The following is a 22,058-nucleotide window of genomic DNA, read 5'->3' as shown; positions in this document are numbered from 1 at the left end:
AGAGCGGAGGAGTGCAGGAGACTTGATGAGATGAGCGAGACGGCCTAGTGGCCAAAGCTGGATCAATGACGGAATCGGCTAGGGGGATCGAGGGGATCGGGAGCATGCTGGCCGTGATCGGAGGCACGACGCTCGTCGGGCATTGGCGACGAGCGTCGCCTTGAGGATCGCTGTCAGCACCAGGCTGCTCGGCTCGGGCGCCTGCGTGCTCGTTGAGAATGTCTGAGTGGTGGATCCGTAGGCGCCGGCCCAGGCGTTGTACTGGCCGGCGGCGTGCGTGGCGCCGAGGCCGTCACGCCAGACGGTGTAGTCGGCGGCGTCGACAGCGCCGTCGCCGTTGAAGTCGCCGAGCGTGGCGGGGTTGGGCGGGAAGACGTAGACCGCCATCGAACGAGCGGGGACGTTGACGGTGAGCCCGCCGCTGGCGTCGAAGACGCCTTCCTCGAGGTTGAGACCGCCCGTTACGGTGTAGACGGTCGCCTGCGACGCGACGTCGGCGCCCGCGAGCGAGAGCGTGACGCTCGCATCGTCGGAGAGGTCGCGATTGAGCAGCATCACGGCGACGCTGCCGTCGGCTTGCAGCGCGGCGTGAACGCCGATGTCGTTATGTGTGGCGCTGGACTCGACGAACCACTCGCCGGGCTCGATGAGTCGGTCGACCAGCGAGACGCCATAGTAGGCCGACCCGCGGTTAAGCGAGTTGCCGTCGTTGAGGAAGTCTTTGCCGAGCAGCTCGAGGTACTGCACGCTGGTGACGCCCAGCTTGAGCCAGGTGGCGTAGGCGTCGGCGACAAACAGCGACTCCGCCGCATTGGCGACCGACGGCGCCAGCGAGCCGAAGTAGTTGAACTCCGTCACCATGATCTCGGCGTCGGCGATGCCGTGCGCGGCGAGCGAGTCGCGCACGCCGGCGCTTGTGCCCGAGTCTTGAAACGGTGTCGAGCCGTTGATCATCCGCCCGAGCTTCGCCGGGACCTCCGACAGCAGCGTGGCGCCATTCGCGTTCTCGCCGATGTAGGGGTACCAGTGAACCATGACGAAGTCGATCTCGCTGGCCGCGTTGGCGAGGACCTCGTCGTTCCAGAACGGTTCGTTCGAGTTGCGGAAGTTGTTGTTGTTCAGGTCGGCGTACGACCAGCCGTAATCGTCGGGCGGGGTGGCGAGCACGGCGCCGATCTTGATTGTCGGATCGACCGCCCGCATCAGCTGCGCGTACTGGACGACCTCTTGCCCGTAGTGCGCCGGCGAGAGGTTCGGATGGTTCTCACGGGCGGTCCCGTTGTAGGGCACGTCGTAGTCGACGCTGTAGCCGTTGCCGCTGTCGTCGTAGTAGCCCGTGCCGAACGTCTCGTTGCCGATCTCCCAGTGCGTGATGCCGACGGGCTCGGCGCGGTCGATCGCCAGGAACGAATTGAGGCCGTCGTAGACGCCGTCGGCCGACGCCCAGCTCTGGTACTCGGCCGAGGTCGAGGCGCGGAGCCTGGCCCAGTAGCCGGCGGTCTTCCAGTCGTTGCCTTGCTGATCGACACCGAGAACGACGTCGTTGGCTGTGCCGTAGATTGCGGGGTCGGCGTTGGCGTAGGCGACCCAGGCCGCCGCCTCTTGGGGCTGCCCGCCGAAGTCGGGGACGCGCGACTGGCCGTCGACGATCTTCATCGCCGAGCCGTAGTTGACGGTGACGACCGCCTGGGCGTTGTCGGTGCGATCGAGCAGCCGCACGAACGTTGCGAAGTCCGATCCGGGGCCGACGTAGCCGAAGTTGTTGGGTTCCCCCCACCACGGGCTGAGGCCATTGCCCTGGATGCCGTTGCCGGAGCGCGTCACCGACCAATGGAAGACGTCGGCGTAACCCCCGCCGCCGTAACGGAGCGTGGTGACGCCGGCCTCTTCGATCCGCTCATCGAGCGAAGCGTTGGCGAGTTCGTTGTAGTAAGGGGAGGTGTGCATCCCGAGAGCGAGGGGCGAAACGGTCGCGAGCGGTTGGGTCACATCGACCGTCGCGGTGGCGACGATCTGGGCGTCGGCGCGACGGGGCAACAAGCCGGCAGCAGCCAAGGGGATCACGATGGCGGCGAGCCATCGCGTCGGAGCGATCAATACAGCGTTTCCCTGAGGAACCAGCACGGGTGGTTTCGCCCGGCGTTGGGGCCGGGTTTCAGCGGGTGCAAAGTCAAGAATCGACGACGAGGAAGCTGTCACAACGGAGAGCAGCACGCAGATAAGTCCGGCCGCCGTGGCTTGATTCGGGGCGGCGAGGGGGAACCCATGGCTCCCCCTCGACCGTCCCGGACACGACGACTTGCACAGGAATTAAGCCCGAGCCGATCCGATCTGACGAAAAAAATGAGAACCTCGTCAGATTCGCCCCATTTCGGCTCATATAACACGGAGACGGCTCGCGCCGATCACCGCGGCGCCGGGCCGCCCTGCATCTTTTCTCACGCGCTCATCCGCCAGCGGGAGTCGAGCTCATTGGACCGCGATCGACGATTTGTCGACCTGCTGACGTCGCATCAGCGCGACCTGTACGCGTACGTGTACGCCCTGATGGCGGGAGACTCCTCGGCGCCCGACGTGGTCCAAGACGCCAACCTCGATCTCTGGGCCCATAAGGAAGAGTGCGACCTGGAGCGGCCCTTCCTGCCCTGGGCGCTGCGTTTTGCATTCAACCGGGTGCTCGCCTACCGCAAGTCACGCGGCCGCTCGCGGCTCGTCTTCTCGGACGAGTACGTCCAGACGCTAAGCGACGCCCTCACCGAGGAGCCCCTCAGCGCCGATCAGCGCCTGGTCGCGCTCGGCAATTGCCTGGAGCACCTGGGCGAGGACCAGCGGCAGCTCGTCCGTGAACGCTACTCGGTGGGTTCAACGGTGAAGGGGCTCGCCGTCCGCTTCGGCGCCACGCCCGACCAAGTCTCGGCGAAGCTCTACCGTATCCGCAAGTCGCTCGCCGACTGCATCGAACGACGATTGGCGGGGGAGGGACTCCGATGAATCCCGACAACCTCACCGATCGTCTCGAGCCGGAGCGCCCCGAGACGCGGCTCCTGCAACTGCTCGACACGGTCCTCGACGGCTCGTACAGCGAAGCGGACCGCGCCGAGTTCTCCCAGCTGCTCGACGGGCGCCCCGAGTTGACGCCGATGGTGGTCGCGCAACTGCGCACCCACGCGCTGTTGAACTGGAAGCTCGCCCCCTCGACGGTCACGCCGCAAGGCGCCGACGTGGTTCCCGCCGCGGCTGGCGCGGACGGCGCCAGCGAGTTCGTCTGCGAACTGCGTGAACGGGACGAATCGATGGCGGAACGCCCCGCTCGACGGTCGCGCTGGCGTTTCGCCTCGCTCGGGGTCGCGGCGGCGGCGGCGACGCTGCTCATCGCCGGCTTTCTCAGGTCGTCGGCCGGCACGAGTGTCGGCAACGTCGTGGACGCCCAGGCGGTGGTCTTCGCGAGCGCCTCAACGGCGGTCGTGGGCGACCGCGTCGTCGCCGGACGCCTCGAGGTCGAATCGGGCCGCTTCGCGATGGAGTTCGAGAACGGCGTTAAGTTCGAAGTCAGCGGGCCCGCCTCCTGCGAGATCGTCTCGGGGATGCTCGTCAAACTCGACTCGGGTCAAGCGACCGCCGACGTGCCGCGCTGGGCGCGGGGTTTCACCGTCGAGACGCCCGACGTCGAGGTGATCGACCTCGGCACGCGTTTCGGCGTCGCCACCAGCAACGCCGGCAAGACCGACGTGGTCGTCTTCGAGGGCCTGGTGGACCTCAAGTCGTTGCGTTCCACCAAGCGACCGTTTCAGCGGCGCCTCACGCAGGGCGAGGCCGCCCGCATCGACCGCGACGGCGACGTCCAACGCATCTTCCAGGTCCACGGCGAGTCGGTCGGCAACAACTGGTCCACCGCCGACCTCCCCAACCAGCGGGCGATCATCACCGCCGTTTGGGACAACATGTACTCCACCAAGAACATTAGCTACTACCAAGTCTTGACCGGCGGCTTCGGTGAAGACGCGCCGGCTTACGTGGACCACCCGCACCAGTGGAACGGCGCCACGGGCGCGGGCCTTCCCAAGCCGCTGCTGGGCGGCGACTACGTCCGCACGATCAACGACTTCCGTTACTCCGGCGAGCAGGTGATCCATGTCGAGATCGCCCGCGACTCGACGCTCTATATCCTGTTCGACAACCGCACCCCGGCGCCCGACTGGCTCAAAGAGCAGTTCGCCAGCACCTCGCTGCAAGTCGGCCTCGACGAAGACGCTTGGTTCGGCAACCCGACGTTCAGCGTCGATGTCGGCCCCGGCGTCAGCATCGACAACGTCTTCACCGTCTGGAGCCGGCCGTGCAGCGCCGGCGACGTGATGACGCTCGGCTCGATGGGCGTGGGGAGCGAGGCCCGGGCCATGTACGGCATCGTCGCAACGCCCCGCTGATCGCCTGTCGCTCGGCGCCTGAGCGTCGCTGCTTCTCCTTTTGACTTTACGCTCCTGTGAACTCTCTTCGACGTTGTGACGCGGCGCTGCTCGGCGCCGCTTGGTTACTCACTTGCCTGACGCCATGCGCCGCCTCCGCGGGCGAACGGCTCGGCGACATCATCGATGTCGCGGCCGAATTTGCCGACCCCGGCGCGATACACTTCGTCGCCGATTCGCTCGAACGGTTCGACCCGAAGACCGGCGCCGGCGAGGTCCGCTGGAACCGCTACGTGCGGCAGCCAAGCCTTTCATTCAACAAGCTCGACGCGCCGCTCTCGCGCGCCCCATCGACCGAGTTCCCCGGCACGGAGTACGACCGCGACCCGGCGCTGCCCTTTGAAGTGACGTTCGTCAGCGACCGGGCCGTGCGGCTGCGCTTCGCCGCCCGAGCGGCCGAGTTGGGACCGGGTGATTCGCTGATGCTCGACGGCGCGCCGCCGCGTAGCGACGCGTGGAACGTCGAGGAAGACAAAGACAGCGTCACCTACAAAGGTCCCCACGGCGCGCTACGCATCTCACGCAAGCCCTTCCGGCTGACGCTGCTCGACGCCGAGGGGCGGACGCTCACCGAGACCCGCGCCCTCGGCGAGCCCGCGTCGTACTCGGCGCCGCCGGCGTTGTCGTTCATCCGCCGCGAGCGCGACCTGTCGCGTTGCTTCGCGCTAGCGACCTCGCTCACGCACGACGAAGGCATCTACGGGTGCGGCGAATCGTTCACGCGCCTCAACAAGCGTGGCCAACGCGTCGTCGAGTACGTCCGCGACGCGATGGGCGCCCAGTCGCCGCGGATGTACAAGCCGATCCCCTTCTACCTGAGCAGTGGCGGCTACGGCGTCTTCGTCCACACCAGCACGCCAACGACATTCGACTTCGGCCGCGACTTCGACGCCACCAACGTCGCGTATGTCGGCGACGAGACGCTCGACGTGTTCCTGTTCATCGGCGAACCCAAGGAGATCGTCCAAGAGTATACGGCGATCACTGGGCGCAGCCCGCGGCCGCCGCTGTGGTCGTTCGGTCTGTGGATGAGCCGCATCACTTACAAGAGCGAGGCGGAGGTCCGCGACGTCGCCCAGAAGCTGCGCGAGCATCGGATCCCCTGCGACGTGATCCACCTCGACACCGGCTGGTTCGAGACCGACTGGCGCTGCGATTATCAGTTCGCGCCGTCGCGGTTCGACGACCCGGCGAAGATGATCAGCGACCTGCACGACGACGGCTTCCGCGTCTGCCTCTGGCAACTGCCTTATTTCACGGCGAAGAACCCGCTCTTTGCCGAGGCCGCCGAGGCGGGGCTCTTCGTCCGCAACAGCGGCGGCGTCCTGCCGGCCGAGGACGGCGTGCTCGACTTCTCGAATCCCGAAGCCATCGAGTGGTACGAGTCCAAGCTAAAGGGCCTGCTCGACCTCGGGGTCGGCGCCATCAAGGTCGATTTCGGCGAAGACGCTCCGTTGCAGGGGCTCTATGCCTCGGGCCGCACCGGTTGGTACGAACGCAACCTCTACCCCCTGCGGTACAACCGGCTCGTCTCCGACCTGACGCAACATGAAAACGACGAGCGGATCATCTGGGCCCGCAGCGCGTGGGCCGGCAGCCAGCGTTACCCGCTCCACTGGGGTGGCGACGCCGAGAACACTTACTCGGCGATGGCCGCGACGCTCCGCGCGGGGATGTCGCTCGGCCTCTGCGGCTTTACCTATTGGAGCCACGACGCGGGCGGCTTTGTCGAACGCGCGCCGCGCGACCTGTACGCCCGCTGGCTGGCGATGGCGGCGCTCAGCTCGCACACCCGGTGCCACGGCGCCCCGCCGCGCGAGCCATGGGAGTACGACGAGGAGTTCGTCGACCTCTTCCGCAAGACGATCGAGATGCGCTACGAGCTCTTGCCGTACATCACCACACAGGGCGCCGAGGCCGCCTCGACCGGGGCGCCGCTCGTGCGCCCGCTGTTCTACGAGTTCCCCACAGACAGGACGAGCTGGCTTGTCGAGGACCAGTACCTGCTCGGCAAGGACCTGCTCGTGGCGCCGCTTCTCGAGGAATCGATGTCGCGCGACGTTTACCTGCCGCCGGGCGGTTGGATCGACTATCAGACCGGCGAGCGCTACGCGGGCGGCGGCTGGCGACGGCTGAGCGCCGGCGAAGTCCCGATTGTTGTTCTGGCGCGCGAGGGCGCCGTTGTCCCACGAGTGGCGGCCGCGCAAAGCACCGCCGCCATCGACTGGGACAAGGTGGAGCTCGTCCGTTTCGGCGCCGCTGGATCGACCGCCAACACGGTCTTGCCCGACGGCGGCGGAGTCAGCGACGGCCAGTAGAATACAATCGCTAACACCCCCTCTCTTCCACTAGACCTCTCCCACTCGGCAATGCCACATTCGTATCGACGCCGTCTACTAACTGCCGCCGTCGTGGCGATCGCCTTTGGTGTGGGCGTTGACTCCTTCGCTCGGACGATCGACTTCAACCTCGGTTGGCGCTTCAAGCGCGGCGATCATCCCGAAGCGAAGCAACTGGCGTTCGACGACTACTCGTGGGAAGAGGTCAACACGCCGCACGACTGGGCGATCGCCGGGCCCTTCGACGCGAACGAAAAGAGCGGGTACGCCGGCAAGCTCCCTTGGCGTGGCGTCGCCTGGTACCGCAAGTGGATCGCCGTTGATCGCCGCGAAGAAGGCTCGCAGGTCTATCTCGACTTCGACGGCGTCATGGCCTCGCCGAAGGTCTACGTCAACGGCCAGCTGGCCGGCGAATGGGACTACGGCTACACGCCCTTCCGCATCGACATCACGCCCTACGTGAAGTTCGGTCGCGCGAACGTCGTCGCGGTGCGTGTCGATACGACGGGGCACGGCACGCGCTGGTACCCCGGCGCCGGCATCTATCGGAAGGCGTTCTTGACCGTGAGCCCGCCGGTTCACCTCGTCAAGAACGGCACGGCCATCGTCACTTCCGACGTCTCGGCAGAGAAAGCGACCGTCACCATCGACAACGAGATCGAGAACCACCTCGAGTCCGACGAGCCGATCGATCTTGAAGTGACGATCTACGCGCCCGACTGGCAGGAGGTGGCGAAGCGCCGCCTCTCGGAAGTCGCCAAAGCTGGCGCTACGATCGAGGTCTCAACGACGTTGGAGCTGCCGCAACCACAGCTCTGGGACCTCGACTCGCCGACGCTCTACCAAGCGAAGACCTCGCTGTTGGTCGCCGGCAAAGAGGTCGAACGCCGTGACGTGCGGTTCGGCGTGCGGACGATCGAGCTGACGCCCAACGACGGCCTGCTGCTGAACGGTCAGCGTGTCGCCCTCAAGGGCGTCAACCTGCATCACGACCTCGGCCCTTTGGGCGGCGCGTTCAACCGCCGGGCCGCCGAGCGACAGCTCGAGTTCATGCAAGAGATGGGCGCCAACGCCATCCGCACCGCCCACAACCCGCCCGCGGCCGAGCTGCTCGACCTCTGCGACGAGCGCGGCGTCCTGGTGTGGGATGAGCTCTTCGACAAGTGGAACGAGACCGCCGACAAGCGGCCCGACGAACCGTTCGAGCCGTACTACGCCCGTCACGCCGCGGCGCTGGTGCGTCGCGACCGCAACCACCCGAGCGTGTTTGTCTGGTCGATCGGCAACGAGATCGTCGAGGCGCCGCACGACCCGCACGGGCTCACGAAGGAGCGCGTCGCCTTCGCGCGAGAAGCGATCCGCGCCCACGACGCCACCCGCCCCGTCGGCTTGGGCTGCCACATCCCGCACTCGACCGAGACCGGTGTGCTCGACGCCCTCGACTTCACCGGCTGGAACTATCAAGCACGCTACGAACGGGCGCGGAATCGGTACCCCGACAAGCCGATCATCTACAGCGAGACCGCCTCGGCGCTCTCGACGCGCGGCGCCTATCGATTGCCTATCGCCGGGGCGAAGTGCGACTTCCCCGACGCGCCCGTCGTCAACGCCTACGAGTTTTCTTCCGCGGCCTGGGCCGACATCCCCGAGGTCGAGTTCGAGCGCTTGCGCCGCGACGATTACCTGTTGGGCGAGTTCATCTGGACCGGCTTCGACTACCTCGGCGAGCCGACGCCATTCGAGCACGACGCCCGCAGTTCGTACTTCGGCGTCGTCGATCTGGTGGGCCTGCCCAAGGACCGCTACTACCTCTACCGCAGCCTGTGGCGGCCCCACACGCCGACCGTCCACATTGCGCCGCACTGGAACTGGAACGGCCACGAAGGCCAGAACGTGCCGGTGATCGTTTACACCAACGGCGATTCGGCTGAACTGTTCCTCAACGGCAAGTCGCTCGGCGTCCGCCGCAAGGGCGAACGACCATCGACGCCGAAGGACTTGGCCGCCGGCGCAACGCTCGAAGTCGGCGGCGCCAAGCTGACCGAAGCGGCAACATCATCCTCAACGTCCCTCGTTAGCGCTTCGGCTTCCGAGTCGTCCACGTGGTCCATGGTGCAGATCGGCGCCGCGAGTCACGTCCGGTCGATCGCCCTCGACTTCCCGCGCGAGTCGAAGCTGTACGGCTATCGGATCGAGGCGGCGAATGATGACGGCGATTGGCGCGAGGTCGCTTCGCACGTCGCGACGCATGAGCCGGCGTGGGGCGGCGTCAACGAGGCGATCCATCACGTCGATGTCCAGGCGAGCAAGCTGCGTGTCGTCTTCGGCGCTTGCCTCGATAACGTTGAGCCGAAGGTCTCGAGCATCCGGGTGTACGCCGACAAGTACGAGTCGCCCTACTACCTGCCGACGTACGACTACCGTCTGCGCTGGAACGAAGTTGCCTACGAACCGGGCGAGCTACGCGCCGTCGCCTACCAGGAGGGCGAGCCGATCGGCGAGGCCGTCGTCCGCACCGCCGGCGCGCCGGCGAAGCTGGTGCTGACCGCCGACCGCTCCACCCTCACGGCGGACGGACAGGACTTGGCGTTCGTCACGCTCGAGGCGGTTGATGAGCGCGGCACGCCGTGCCCGCTCGCCGACGCGTTGGTCGAGGTCGAAGTCACCGGCGTCGGCAAACTCGCGGCGGCCGCGGGCGGCGACCCGACGTCGATGCGTTCGTTTCAAGACTCGAAGGTCGCGTTGTTCAACGGCAAAGCGGTGGCGATTATCCGGGCCGACCAGGGCCTCGGCGGCGAGGTGACGGTCGAGGCCACCGCTGCGGGCCTGCCAAGCCAATCGATCACCCTCCAGACGCGCCGCCAGAGCCCCTGACGACCGGCGGAGGACCCGTCAGAGGGCCCCGGCGGGAGCGGCCCCGTAACACCCCCGTAGAGCCGCATAGAGGGCCCTTGCGGGCCCTCGCGAGGTGTCCCGGCGTCCACCTCGGCCCAGCCCGGAAACGCGCCCAAAATGGCTCTGAGAGCCTCTGGCGCGGGGGCCCTCTTCCCCGGGTTTTTGCGGCCTTTTTGCTTGCTAATAGCCACGTAGGGTCCGCTGTGCGGACCGTAGTTGGCGGTCGGCAGTCCATCGCAACTCCGCTTCCTAACGCGCGCGGCTCAAGCTAATGGGCGTGGCTCGAGCCGCGCCCGTTAGGAAGCGGAGTTGCAACCGAACTAAGCTCAACACGACGGTCCGCACAGCGGACCCTACCCCCTCTGCTCGCCCCGCGGTCGGCTACCTGCTACGATGACCTGCACGGGCGTTGGCCAGGCGGCCGCCCGGGCTTCTCCGACCGCGACGCACTTTCGATAGGGGCCGTTTCCGCACCCGGCCCGCCGCTTGGCTATGACCGCTTCCGACGCCCCCGTGGCAGCCGCTCTGACTCCCTGGGAACGGATCGCCCGTTCCGGTGTGCCCGACGATCTGGTCGGTCTGATCCAGACGCAATTCAACGTCACCGAGCCGCGTCTCGCCGACCCGACGATGGCCCTGCGGAACCTCGAACGGTTCCTCGCCGGGGCCCGCAACCCGCTCTCGACCGCCGCGCTGTTCGAGCGCGACCGCGACGCGCTGCCGCAACTCTTGCAGCTCCTCTCGTCGAGCCAATACCTCGCCGACCAGCTCGTCCGTGACCAAGAGTGCTACGACCTCGTCCGCATGACCGAGGGCCGTCCCGTCGCGCGCGAGGTTCTCGTCGATGAGCTCGTCAGCGAGGTCGGCGGGCTTACCGACTGGGCCCGCGTCAGCGCCGCCCTGCGTCGCGCGAAGCGGCGCGAAACCACCCGCATCGCTTACGGCGACATCGTCCGCGGCCAGAGCGTCGCGGTCGTCGCCCGGCAGATCTCTTACCTCGCCGACGCGATCCTCGAAGCGGCGCTGGTGTTCTTGGCGGGGCGACTCGAAGAACGCTTCGGCGTGCCGCTGCGGCGCGACGGCGAGCGGGCCCGCTTCTGCGTGCTGGCGATGGGGAAGCTCGGCGGCGTCGAGCTCAATTACTCCAGCGACATCGACCTGGTCTTCCTCTACGAAGAGGAGGGCCAGACCGATCACTCACGCCCGACGACCAACCGTGAGTACTTCGACCGCTTGGCGCGCGACCTCGTGAAGCTCGTCGGCGAGTCGTCCGAGCACGGCAGCTGCTACCGCATCGACATGCGGCTGCGGCCCGAGGGCTCGCGCGGTCCGCTGGTGCAGCCGATCGACGCGATGATCGCCTACTACGACACGCGCGGCCGCACCTGGGAACGCCAGGCGATGATCAAGGCCCGGCCGGTGGCCGGCGACCTGGCGCTGGGCGGGCGATTGCTCAACGTGCTCGAGCCATGGGTCTACCGCCGCTACCTGACGATGGCCGACATCGCCGGCATCAAGTCGCTCAAGCGCCGCATCGAGAGCCTCTCGACCGGCGAAGGGGACGACGCCAGCGACGTCAAGACGGGCCACGGCGGCATCCGCGACATCGAGTTCGTGATCCAGTTCCTGCAACTGCTCAACGGCGGCACGCTCCCCGAAGTGCGCACCGGCACGACGCTCGACGCGATCCAGCGCCTGGAGAAGGCAGGCTGCCTGACGCCGCAGGAGCGCATCCACCTGACGGAGAACTACGAGTTCCTCCGCAAGCTGGAGCACCGCTTGCAGATCGTCTTCGACCTGCAAACGCACACGCTCCCCGAAGACGCCGACGAGCTGCGTAAGGTCGCGGTGCGGATGGGCTTTACGGACAAGAAGGACTTAACGGCGCTCGAGGCGTTCCAGGCCGACTTCCGCCTGCGGACCGAGGTCAACCGCCGCATCCTCGACCACCTGCTTCACGACGCTTTCCACGACGACCATGTCGCCGAGCCGGAGGTCGACCTCGTCAACGACCCGGAGCCGTCGCCCGAAGCGATCGAGGCCGTGCTGGGACGCTACCCGTTCGCCGACAACAAGGCGGCTTACGCCAACCTGATGTCGCTGGCGACCGAGCCGATCCGGTTCCTCTCGCCAAGGCGTTGCCGTCACTTCCTGGCGTCGATCGCGCCGCGGTTGCTATCGGCGATCGCCCAAACGCCCGAGCCCGACGCGACGCTCGTCAACCTCAGCCGCGTCAGCGATTCGCTCGGCGGCAAGGCGGCGCTGTGGGAGCTATTCAGCAGCAACCCCGACTCGCTGCACCTCTACGTGATGCTCTGCGCGGCGTGCCCCTACCTGGCGGATATTCTGACGAGCAACCCGGGCATGATCGACGAGCTGATGGACAGCCTGCTCGTCGGCCGCTTGCCGACGACGGGTCAGCTCGAAGAGAGCCTCGCCGAGTTGACGCGCGGCGCCGAGGACCTCGACCCGATCCTCCACAGCTTCAAGCACGCCCAGCACCTGCGGGTCGGCGTCCGCGACATCCTCGGCAAGGACGACATTCAAGACACGCACGCCGCCTTGGCCGACGTGGCGCAGGTCTGCCTGACGGGCATCGCCGACCGTGAGTACGCCGCGCTGGTGGAGAAGCACGGTTCACCAACGATCGGACCGGTGGAGGAGCCACGCGACGACGAGTCGCCCGCCGCCGCTGAAGAACGGGCCGCGATCGCCGGCCGCGAAGGCGAGCCCGCCGAGGCGATCATCCTGGCGATGGGTAAGCTCGGCGGCCGCGAGCCGAACTACCACTCGGACCTGGACCTCGTCTTCCTCTATGAGGCCGACGGTCCGACGGTCCACCTGCGGCGCGCCCGCCGTGCGATCTCGACCACCAACGGCCACTTCTTCGGCGAGTTAGGACAGCGGATCATCAGCGTCGCCAACCGCCTCGGGCCCTACGGCCGGCTCTACGAGGTGGACGCCCGCCTGCGCCCGACCGGTCGCGGCGGCACCCTGGCGGTGAGCGTCAGGGCGCTGCGTGAGTACTTCGCCAGCGGAGCCGGCCAGTTGTGGGAACGCCTCGCGCTCTGCAAGGCGCGGGTCGTCTTCGGCAGCGAGGACGCGGCAGCCCGCGCGATGGCGGCCGTCAACGAGGCGGCGTACGGCCCCGCGTGGCGTCCCGAGCACGCTGACGAGATCCGCGACATGCGCCGCCGCCTCGAAGCGACCGCCAGCCCGCGGAACCTCAAGCGCGGCGCCGGCGGCACGGTCGATACCGAGTTCCTCGCCCAGATGCTCCAACTCCGCCACGGCGGCGACGACCCCTCGGTCCGCACGCCCAACACGCTCGACGCGCTGACGGCGCTCGAAGCGGGCGGCTACCTCGCCACGGAAGACGCCGACTTCTTCCGCCGCAGCTATCGTTTGGAACGCAGCGTCGAGTCCCGCATCCGCCTGATGAACTCCGCCGGCCGCCACGAGTTCCCCGACGACGAGCGCGAGCAACGCAAACTCGCCTACCTGCTCGGCTACGCCAGCGCCAAGGCGATGGTGAACGAAGTCGAAGACTGCCGCCAAGAAACGCGAGCCAGATTCGACCGCCTCTTCGAAGCAGCACGTAAGTAGGGTCCGCTGTGCGGACCGCACGACCGACTCTCCGAACTATGCGATCTTGCACAGAGTTAGCCGGGGTGCCATGCCCACACGCGGAGCGGATGGGCATGCTGGGGATCGGTCGGAGTCCGTATCTGATTCACATGCTCATCCCCTTCGGGTGTGAGCATGGCACCCGGCCAAGAAGCGACCGTTGTAGTTTAACGACAAAGTTCACGAGGCGGGCGCGTGTGACCTTGACTTCAAGACCGGCAGTGCCGCCCGCTCGCGTGCAACGCTTGGTTCGCCGGGGCGCGGACTCGGAGCCGTCAACCTGCCAAGCCGACTTCGGAAATCGTGTAGTCCTTGCGGAATCGAAGCTCGATCCAATGGCCGGCAAACATGTCATCATCGGCCCAGTAGAAGAACCCACTGCCATCAATATCGCGAGTGAGTGAATTCGGCGTTACCCGCTGAACAAACTCGCCGCGTTTCATGGGGGCGGGCGCGTCCTCTGGAGCCCAGGTGTCATTGTAAGGTTCAAGCAGCTCCTCCGCGATTCGCTCGCGGCAGACTGATTCAGAACGCCGAGCCCATTCCAGCATCTCGACGGCGGATCGTAGCAGCTCGTCGATATTGTGTGTTGGTTCGAGATCCATCCGAGTCGTGATGCCCAAGTTTATCGGGTATCCAGGGCGGAGTTCGACCTTTCCTTCCCAGCAGGACAGGTTAGCGGACCATGTGAGTTTGCCGAGAACCGAATGGGTGATGTCCGAGGCCATTCAAGAACTCCGCCGACGGACTTGGTTATAGGAAGTCTCTGCCTATCACCTGTAGACCGCAAATGTGCGGCCTGACGCTCAGGCTGGGAATCTCCGCAATTGAAATCATAGCTGAGGGTTGCGCGGTTGTCGCCCCATTCACTGCGTGAAAAGCTGCCCCTACCTAGCGCTCATGGAGACCCAACGCGCGTCGGTTGTCACAACCTCTGTCGGATTCGGGAGCTCCGAAAACGCGTCGGCTTCATCGTTCGATGCAGCCTAATGTTCAGCGAAGCGAAGCCTGCACTCGGGTTTTGATCCAAACACTTCCGGCTCTATGCTCTTGTGAGACTTAAGAGTTCCGGCTCGTTGAGAGCGGTCCGCACAGCGGACACTACCGGGCGGTCGCTCTTTCGTACAACGCATCGATCACGACGCGTAACGCCTCGGCTTCGCGGCTCTCGAGCACGATCCGGGCGCGGTCGATGGTTTGGCGGTTGGCGTTCATGAGCTCCGCCGCCATGCGAACGCCGTGGGGTGTAAGCGCGCCTCCGGCGCCGACGCGGCTCGCTAGCTCGCCGAAGTCGCTGGGGGTCCAGTCGTCGAAGAGGTCAGGCGCGGCCTCGACCGCTTCTTCGATCGCCGGGTTGGTGGCGGCGTCGAACTCGGCCCGCGCCGCCGACTCGTCGCCGGCGAACAGTTCGTCGGGCGTCACGCCGAGACCCTCAGCCAACTTTTGCAGGGTCTTGGCGTGCGGGCGTTTGGCGGCCCGCAGGACGCCGCGGAGCGTGCGGGCATCGAGGCCGGTCGCTTCGCAGACCTCTTCGTAGGTGAGCCCGTCGCGCGCCATCAGCCGACGCACGTTGTGCGCGACGATCGACCAGCGGCTGGCGGCGGGGAGGGCCATGCGGGGCGTCCGGGCAAGATGGGGTGTGTACGAGTATACACACCGCCAAACCCCGATGGCGAGCCACTGCCTGTAGGAGGGGTCTCCAGACCCCGATTACGGTCGCCAGGTGGAATCGGTAAGCAGTTGCAAGGCGAGCCGGGAGCGTCACAGGATTATGCAATGGCTAGCAGTTCAAGGTTGGGCAGTAGAAGAAGCGTTAGCGCGTTGTGTCCCCCTCCTTCTTCAGAGGGAGGGGCTAGGGGAGGGTGCAGAAGCGGGTACCAGGGTTCCAACCCCCTCCCCTAGCCCCTCCCCCGAAAGCGGTGGAGGGGGACACAAGGCGCTTACGCTTCTTGGATTTAACCACCGACCATACTTCGCGCCGCTAGCCCTTGCATAATCCTGGTCAGCGACCGGAGAGTGACGTGAGTACCCGCTTCACTCCGGTCGCTGACGCTCCCGGCTCGCCTCCTAGATGTCGTCGCTTATCACCCTAATCGCGTGGTGCGCTTAAGCGGGGGCTGGAGACCCCTCCTACAGAGTTTCACTCTGGGTAGAAAAGCCCGCGCAGGGCGTGCACGAGGCCCAGGACCTCGGGCTCGGTGTCCGCCGGGCTATCTCCCAGCGGCGCCAGGAGCCACCGCCCCTCGGGCCAGCGGACCGCCATCACCCGCGCGCAGTCCTCTAGCAGCTGGTAGACCCGCGCGCGGGTCACGTTGAGGCGTTCGGCCTGGGCCTTCACCGTCGGCGCGGGTTGGTCGAGACCCAGGCGCTCGGCGACCAGCTCGGTCATCGGCTCACCCAGGTCGCGGTCGATCTGTCGCACCAGCGGCCGGGCGACGTGCTCACGCACGTCGGCGACCGTCAGCCTGTCGGGCCGCCGCCCGTGCGCGATGATCCAGCGGCTCACTTCGGGGACGAACCGCGCCGTCAGGTCGAGTTGGAGGTCCTCGTGCAGCACGGCCGTCGAGACGGCCTCGTAGACGGCGCCGAAGACCTCGATGATCGCGTTGACGCGTTTTTCCCCGTGGGTCTTCAGCGAGCGGATGTCGCTCAGCGAACGGGCGGCGTAGTCCGATAGCGGCGTTTCCCAGATGACGGTCGGCAGCGGCCGCAGCGACGGCGCGACGCGCCCGAGCGCGTGCCCTCCGAAGCCGGCCTGGACGATCGCGTCGCACCACTCACGCCACACCGCGTCGGAGACGGCCCCCGGCTCGGCGCCCACGCCACGGCGTTGCGCCGGTTCGCTGAGTTTCAGGTCGTTCGGCATGCCGAACGGCTTGTCGGCCGACTCGGACTTGATTGCGCGGCGCAGCAGATCGAAGAATCCAAGGATCTTCTTCTGCCCCACGCCGGGCGTTTGCATTAAGTCTTCGAGTGGCTGCGCGAGCAAGTCACGCAGCGTGCGGCCGAGGAAGGCGATCGGCAACCGGCGGTCGGTCGGCAGCACCCAGAACGACAGCGGTTGGTCGAGCCGGCCATCCTGCGGCCCCGAGATGAGCGCGCGGCGCAGGCGCTCGTAAGTCCCTTCGAGCCGGTAGCGCTCGGCCAGCAGGCTGCTGCGGCGTGGTGGCGGGGGATTCGTTTCTTGCGGAGAGGCTTCCGGCGCTTTCCTGGCCATAGACGCGACGTTCCTCCGGCTTCTTGCCCTAGCCCCTCTCTCGATCCCACCACCGCAACCAGGAGAAAGGCCCAGCTCAGAATGCCGGTGCGAGAAGTGGCGGCCTGTCCCGTGCCGCCCGTGCCCAAGCATTCGGTCCGCACGGGTGAAAGTCAACGTTGAGCGCCGCCATTCGCGGCAGTTGGCGCCGCGCGGACGGCAACACGGCGCGATAACATAAGCGGGGTAAGTTAGGCGCCGCCCGCGATGAGCGCGCGGCGCCGCGTTGGTCCCCGTTGCTTCCGTGTTTCATTAAGACTCGATGCCTGTCCCTGCCGCGACCGCTGAGCCCGTCTCCCTCTCCGTCAATGAGACCGTGGAAGACCGCAAGGACCGCGTCTGCGTTATCGGCGCGGGCACGTCGGGCCTGGCGATGGTGAAGAACTTGCGCGAGGCGGGCGTGAAGGTCGATTGCCTCGAGCGCGAGGCGGACCTGGGCGGCAACTGGAACATCCAGCTGCCGTGCAGCCGTGTGATGGCGTCGACGCACCTGATCTCGTCGAAGAAGCAGACGGAGTACCTCGACCACCCAATGCCGGAGGACTGGCCCGAGTTTCCGAGCCAGCGCCTCGTGTTGGATTACCTGCGCAGCTACGCCGACCGTTTTGGCCTGCGCGAGAACATCGAGTTCGGCGCCGGAGTGCGGCGCGTCACCCGCTCGGAGGGGGCCTCTTCATCTCCAGACGGCTGGCTCGTTGAACTCGAGTCGGGCCAGCGTCGTCGCTACGGGCGTCTGGTGATCGCTAATGGGCACAACTGGGACCATGCGTTTCCGGCCTGGAGTGGCCGCGTCGATGCGTCGGCCCCCTTCGAGGGGGTTGAGCTCCACTCGGGGGAGTACAAGTCGCCCAACGCTATCGCCGGCAAGCGCGTGCTCGTCGTCGGCGGCGGCAACAGCGGCTGCGACATCGCGGTAGAGTGCTCGCTGCACGCCGCCGCGACGCGGTTGTCACTCCGCCGCGGCTACCACTTTCTCCCGAAGTTTTATCGCGGCCTGCCGATCGACGCGGTCGGGGAGAAGCTCCTGCGGTGGCGTCTGCCGCTCGGCCTCCGCCGTCTCCTCGCGCGGGCGATCATCTACCTAGTGCAGGGGCCGCGGCACGGCACGGGACTGCCGCGGCCGGATCACAAGTTGTTCGAGACGCATCCGACGATCAACTCGCAACTGATCTACCAACTCCGCCACGGCGACCTCGAGGTGCGGCCCGATGTCGAACGCCTGACATCCAGCGGCGTTCGCTACGTCGATGGCAACGAAGAGGCCTTTGACGCGATCGTCTACGCAACGGGCTATCGGCTCTCGTTCCCGTTCATCGACAACGCCGACCTCAACTGGCGTGACGGCCGACCGCGGCTGCATCTGAACCTGTTCCACCCCGAGTGTGACGACCTGTTCGTGCTCGGCATGATCCAACCCGACAGCGGGCAGTGGGGCCTCGTGGACCGCCAGGCGCGGCTCGTGACGCAGTTCCTCTTGGCGAGTGAAGCCGGCGCCCCCGCCGCAAAGTCTTTCCGCCAGCAGAAACGCGCCGCCGACAGCGCCGGGCCGATCCGCTACCTCGACACGCCACGGCATCGGTTGGAGGTCGAGCACTTCAGCTACGGTCGGAGGCTTGACCGTGAGTGGCGGCGGTTGCGGCGAGCGATTCGGCAATGAACGGCGAGCCGGGAGCGTCAGCGACCGGAGTGAAGTTGGCGCCCGCTTCACTCCGGGCGCTGACGCTTACGGCTCGCCTTCTACCGAGAGATCGTCATCACCATCCCGTCGCAGCCGTACTCCGCCGTCGGAAAGACCTCCCGCGCTTCGGCCAGCGCCCGCGCCTCGTCCGCCTCGCTTGCGCGCGGGTTGAAGTGCATCATCACGAGTCGTTTCGCCCCGGCGGCGACGGCCGTTCGCGCCGCGGCGGCGGCGGTGCAGTGGCCCGAGTCGTGGGCCAGCTCGGCCTGCGACGCGTCGAAGTACGCCTCGTGCAAGAGCAGGTCGACGCCGCGGATCGCTTCGATCGCCGCTTCGCCAATCGGGCGGGTGTCAGTGACGTAGCCGATGGACACGCCGTCGTGATCGATCCGCAAGCCGACGGAGCCACCGGGGTGATCGAGCTCGAAGGTCGTTAGCCTCGCGCCGCTGGCGAGCGTTAGTGATTCGCTCAACGTCTCGTATCTCGTGACCGGCGAGATCGGAAACAACGCCGGCGCTAAGAGGTGCTCCCGCACCGCGGCGAGCGTTTCGGGCGTCGCATGAACGACGGTCTCGACAGGTTCACTGCCGCGATGGAGCCAGAACAGGTACGTCAGGCCGACGATGTGGTCGATGTGTCCGTGCGTCAGCACCACGTCGAGACGATTGGACGTGAGGGCCTCGGCGCGCTGGTGCAGCCGGAACGCCCCGGTGCCGGCGTCGAGCACGAGGCCCAGCTCCGGCAAGAACACGCACGCGGTGTGGCGGCGTTCGGTCGGGTGGTAGCCGCCCGAGCCGAGCAGCTCGACACGCAGCACGGAGCGGTTTGGGGCGGCTAGCGCGGTCATGCGGCGAGGGGTGTGGCTGTCCCGCGGGGCGGTGGGCGGGCTATGTTTGTCGATCGGAGTCTATCGAAATCGGCGGCGGCAAGCCGCGCCGAAAACTAGCAGAATCGCCGTGGATGGTTCAATGAAGGGTCGCACGCTTGCCGGTTGGATGACGCTCCTCCTCGCTGTCGCTTCGGGCTGCGCCCCGGAGGTCCCCAAACAGGTCGTCGTCTACACGGCCACCAGCGCGGAAGTCGCCAAGCCGATCTTCGCCGCGTTCACCCGGCAGACCGGCATTGAGGTCATTCCCCGGTACGAGACGGGCGCCGGCAGCCTGGTCCGTTCCCTTGAAGCCGAGCGCGACGAACCCCAGGCCGACGTGTACTGGAACGACGAGCTGCTGCAAACCCTGCGGCTCAAGCAGGACGGGCTGCTCCGTCAGCAACCGCTGGCGGCGGACGCCAAGTACGACGCCGCCTACCGCTCGCCGGACTACGACTGGCGCGCCTTTGCCGCCCGGGCGCGGGTGATCATCGTCAACAAGAACCTCGTGAAGGAGCCCCGCTGGCCGAAGTCCATCGAGGAGCTGACCGACCCGCAGTGGTACGACAAGGCGGGCGTCGCCAAGCCGCTCGCCGGGCCGTCGGCGGCGCATGCCGCGGCGTTGTTCAGCGCTTGGGGCGAAGAGAGGGCGAAGAAGTTCTACACCGGCGTGAAGAAGAACTGCCGGATCGTGTCCGACGGCAACCGCGTCGCCCAGGACGTGGCGAGCGGCGCGCTATCGTTCGGCCTCACCAATTCCGACGACGCGATGGTCGTCAAAGAAGGCGGTGCGCCCGTCGAGATTATCTACCCCGACCAGCCGAAGGCTGAAGGCGCTAATGACCAGGCCAGTGACCAGGCGGCCCGTGACCAGGGTGGCGGCGCCACCGGCACGCTCTTCATTCCCAACACGGTGGCGATGATCGAGGGCTCTCCCAATCCCGAAGCGGGCCATGCGATGGCGGAGTTTCTGCTCACGTCGCTGGTCGAGTGCCGCCTGGTAATTGGCCCCACCGCGCAGATCCCATTGAGCCGCGACAGCAAGTCGGACAATGCGTGCCGTTGCCGGGTCAAAACACCCGACGAGGTGAAGGCGATGGCGGTCGATTGGAACGCCGCCGCCGCGGGGTGGGACGACGCCTCGCAGTGGTTGGCGGAGGAGTTCGGCGCGGCACGATAAACGCCCAACTACGCAAATAGCCCCCGGTCAATGACCGGGGGCTAAATGAGGCGGCGCGTTTTCAATCGCGATTGTGCTTACTACCCGCGGTTTACAACCCGCGGCGGTGCTTCGTCCGCCCGCGGCGACCAAACGGCGCGGGCTTCGGCGCGGCGGTTTCGGCGGGCGTTTCGGCGGCTTCCGCTTCTTCGTTCGCCTCGGACTGCACGCCGGCTCCGAAGAATTTGACGGCCGCTGCCGCGCGTTTCTCGGCGGGCCGTGCGGCCTCGAAGCCCTCGATCTTGTCCTCGATCAACACCTTGTTGATGAGCATCTCAATCCGGGTGAGCTCTTCACCTTCTTCACGGGTCACGAACGTGTAGGCGACGCCCTCGCGGCCCATCCGGCCGGTGCGGCCGACGCGGTGGACGTAGTCGTCCGACGACTGGGGGATGTCGTAGTTGATGATGTGCGAGATGCTGGTGACGTCGATGCCGCGGCCGACGACGTCGGTCGCAACGAGCAGGGTGATCTCCTCGGCGCGGAAGGCCTTCATCACGCTGTCGCGGGCGCCCTGCGGCAGGTCGCCGTGGATACAGCCGACCCCTTTCCGCTTCTTGCTCAGCCGCTCGTGGATCTTGTCGCAGCCTCGCTTGGTGCGGCAGAAGACGATTGTCTGCGACGGGTTTTCGCGCTCCAGCAACCGATTGAGCAGATCGAACTTGCGGTCGCCATCGACCGTGAAGAAGTGCTGCTCGATCATGTCAACCGATTTCGACTTCGGCGAGAAGTCGAGCATCGTCGGCTCGTGCATGTAGCGCTCGGCGAGCCGCTTGACGGGCGGCGCCACCGTCGCCGAGAGCAGCAGTGTCTGCCGCCTGTCGGGGCACTGGCGGAGGATCTTCTCGATGTCGGGGCGGAAACCGATGTCGAGCATCCGGTCCGCCTCGTCGAGCACGACGACCCGCAGCGACTTCAGGTCGATGGTCCGCCGACCGATGTGGTCGAGCACCCGGCCCGGCGTGCCAATCACCACGTCGGCGCCGCGCTCGAGCTTGGAGATCTGCGCCTTGATCGGCTTGCCGCCGTAGACGGCGACGCAGCGCACCTTACGTTCGCCGCAGAGCCGTTGGAACTCGCCGGTGACCTGGACGGCCAATTCGCGCGTCGGCACGAGGACGATCGCCTGGGGCGGCGCGCCTTTGCCGCGGTCTTCCATCGTCTCGAGGATCGGGATCGCGAACGACGCCGTCTTGCCGGTGCCGGTGCGGGCTTGGCCGAGCACGTCGCGGCCGCTGAGAGCGACCGGGATTACGCCGGCCTGGACCGGCGAGGGCGTCTCGTAGCCAATCGAGTCGAGCGTCGCCAGCATCGACTCCGAGAGACCAAGCTCATCGAACCGTGCGGTTACGGTGGGCTCGGTGGCGGAGGGATCGAGTTCGAAAGTGTCGTTATCGGTGAGTGTGTCTTCCAATTGAGCTGTCGCCACGGGTTCCTGCTATGCGGGGGGTCCTTGCGCGACGATTCTCTCGCTGCCTGCCAAATGGGGGCAGACGCTAGAAAAAAGCGGCAAACGAATGTGGGGGGGGAGGTTCTGCGTCCAACCACCGCCCCACGTCGGAGAACCGCGTCCAACGCCAGAAGGGCCCAGACAACGCAACCCGCGAGAGCGGCAACCTACAAAACTCACGCTCAGAAAAGCCTATGTAGGCCTTCTAAGTGGTTAAATAATAATCACTAGAGGCGTGAGAAGCAACGCCGCTAGGGCTGAC

Annotated in this window: 13 protein-coding genes; 7 read left to right on the top strand and 6 right to left on the bottom strand. The window is 66.6% G+C overall.

Annotated elements, in window-relative coordinates; all coding sequences use genetic code 11:
• Positions 1-78: 78 nt before the first annotated feature.
• Complete coding sequence (locus Spa11_RS23120) at positions 79-2,097, bottom strand: glycoside hydrolase family 30 beta sandwich domain-containing protein (protein ID WP_197529554.1); 2,019 nt, start codon at positions 2,095-2,097, stop codon at positions 79-81.
• Positions 2,098-2,472: 375 nt separating this feature from the next.
• Here Spa11_RS23120 and Spa11_RS23115 point away from each other — a divergent pair, with 375 nt between their 5' ends.
• The 5 genes from Spa11_RS23115 (at position 2,473) to Spa11_RS20465 (ending at position 13,303) form a co-directional block, all read left to right on the top strand.
• Complete coding sequence (locus Spa11_RS23115; protein ID WP_231933055.1) at positions 2,473-2,991, top strand: sigma-70 family RNA polymerase sigma factor; 519 nt, start codon at positions 2,473-2,475, stop codon at positions 2,989-2,991.
• Complete coding sequence (locus Spa11_RS20480) at positions 2,988-4,424, top strand: FecR domain-containing protein (RefSeq protein ID WP_145116271.1); 1,437 nt, start codon at positions 2,988-2,990, stop codon at positions 4,422-4,424. The genes Spa11_RS23115 and Spa11_RS20480 overlap by 4 nt, the downstream gene beginning before the upstream one ends.
• Before the next feature lie 56 nt (positions 4,425-4,480).
• Positions 4,481-6,781: a glycoside hydrolase family 31 protein gene (locus Spa11_RS20475; protein ID WP_197529552.1), complete on the top strand. Its 2,301-nt coding sequence runs from the start codon at positions 4,481-4,483 to the stop codon at positions 6,779-6,781.
• A 93-nt stretch (positions 6,782-6,874) separates the two neighbouring features.
• Entirely contained in the window at positions 6,875-9,676 is a 2,802-nt protein-coding gene (locus Spa11_RS20470; protein ID WP_197529551.1) for a glycoside hydrolase family 2 TIM barrel-domain containing protein, read from the top strand.
• 579 nt (positions 9,677-10,255) lie between these two features.
• On the top strand, positions 10,256-13,303 hold the full coding sequence (locus Spa11_RS20465; protein ID WP_197529550.1) for a [protein-PII] uridylyltransferase family protein: 3,048 nt from the start codon (positions 10,256-10,258) through the stop codon (positions 13,301-13,303).
• A 296-nt stretch (positions 13,304-13,599) separates the two neighbouring features.
• Here the strand turns inward: Spa11_RS20465 and Spa11_RS20460 are convergent, their stop codons facing one another.
• The 3 genes from Spa11_RS20460 to Spa11_RS20450 form a co-directional block, all read right to left on the bottom strand.
• On the bottom strand, positions 13,600-14,052 hold the full coding sequence (locus Spa11_RS20460; protein ID WP_145116264.1) for a DUF2262 domain-containing protein: 453 nt from the start codon (positions 14,050-14,052) through the stop codon (positions 13,600-13,602).
• A gap of 373 nt (positions 14,053-14,425) precedes the next feature.
• Entirely contained in the window at positions 14,426-14,938 is a 513-nt protein-coding gene (locus Spa11_RS20455; RefSeq protein ID WP_145116262.1) for a helix-turn-helix domain-containing protein, read from the bottom strand.
• Positions 14,939-15,464: 526 nt separating this feature from the next.
• On the bottom strand, positions 15,465-16,541 hold the full coding sequence (locus tag Spa11_RS20450; RefSeq protein WP_145116259.1) for a hypothetical protein: 1,077 nt from the start codon (positions 16,539-16,541) through the stop codon (positions 15,465-15,467).
• A 301-nt stretch (positions 16,542-16,842) separates the two neighbouring features.
• Here Spa11_RS20450 and Spa11_RS20445 point away from each other — a divergent pair, with 301 nt between their 5' ends.
• Positions 16,843-18,237 (top strand): flavin-containing monooxygenase, encoded by a 1,395-nt coding sequence (locus tag Spa11_RS20445; protein ID WP_145116257.1) that lies wholly within the window; start codon positions 16,843-16,845, stop codon positions 18,235-18,237.
• Between the two features lie 80 nt (positions 18,238-18,317).
• Here the strand turns inward: Spa11_RS20445 and Spa11_RS20440 are convergent, their stop codons facing one another.
• On the bottom strand, positions 18,318-19,106 hold the full coding sequence (locus tag Spa11_RS20440) for an MBL fold metallo-hydrolase (protein ID WP_145116254.1): 789 nt from the start codon (positions 19,104-19,106) through the stop codon (positions 18,318-18,320).
• A 121-nt stretch (positions 19,107-19,227) separates the two neighbouring features.
• Here Spa11_RS20440 and Spa11_RS20435 point away from each other — a divergent pair, with 121 nt between their 5' ends.
• Positions 19,228-20,307 carry an extracellular solute-binding protein gene (locus Spa11_RS20435; RefSeq protein WP_197529549.1) on the top strand — a complete coding sequence of 360 codons (1,080 nt, stop codon included), beginning with the start codon at positions 19,228-19,230 and terminating at the stop codon, positions 20,305-20,307.
• Between the two features lie 91 nt (positions 20,308-20,398).
• On the opposite strand, the gene Spa11_RS20430 is transcribed toward Spa11_RS20435, so the two are convergent.
• On the bottom strand, positions 20,399-21,775 hold the full coding sequence (locus tag Spa11_RS20430; RefSeq protein WP_231933054.1) for a DEAD/DEAH box helicase: 1,377 nt from the start codon (positions 21,773-21,775) through the stop codon (positions 20,399-20,401).
• Between the last annotated feature and the right edge of the window lie 283 nt (positions 21,776-22,058).

The organism is Botrimarina mediterranea, assembly GCF_007753265.1.
Classification (GTDB): Bacteria; Planctomycetota; Planctomycetia; order Pirellulales; family Lacipirellulaceae; genus Botrimarina; species Botrimarina mediterranea.
The sequence above is the reverse complement of the archived record's forward strand: the minus strand, read 5'-3'. Positions and strand labels throughout refer to the sequence as shown.

Excerpts from the sequence above, each read along its gene's own strand:
- Spa11_RS20460 (WP_145116264.1), bottom strand. The coding sequence starts at position 14,052 with ATGGCCTCGGACATCACCCATTCGGTTCTCGGCAAACTCACATGGTCC.
- Spa11_RS20450 (WP_145116259.1), bottom strand. The coding sequence starts at position 16,541 with ATGGCCAGGAAAGCGCCGGAAGCCTCTCCGCAAGAAACGAATCCCCCG.
- Spa11_RS20445 (WP_145116257.1), top strand. The coding sequence starts at position 16,843 with ATGCCTGTCCCTGCCGCGACCGCTGAGCCCGTCTCCCTCTCCGTCAAT.
- Spa11_RS20440 (WP_145116254.1), bottom strand. The coding sequence starts at position 19,106 with ATGACCGCGCTAGCCGCCCCAAACCGCTCCGTGCTGCGTGTCGAGCTG.
- Spa11_RS20435 (WP_197529549.1), top strand. The coding sequence starts at position 19,228 with ATGAAGGGTCGCACGCTTGCCGGTTGGATGACGCTCCTCCTCGCTGTC.
- Spa11_RS20480 (WP_145116271.1), top strand. The coding sequence starts at position 2,988 with ATGAATCCCGACAACCTCACCGATCGTCTCGAGCCGGAGCGCCCCGAG.
- Spa11_RS20455 (WP_145116262.1), bottom strand. The coding sequence starts at position 14,938 with ATGGCCCTCCCCGCCGCCAGCCGCTGGTCGATCGTCGCGCACAACGTG.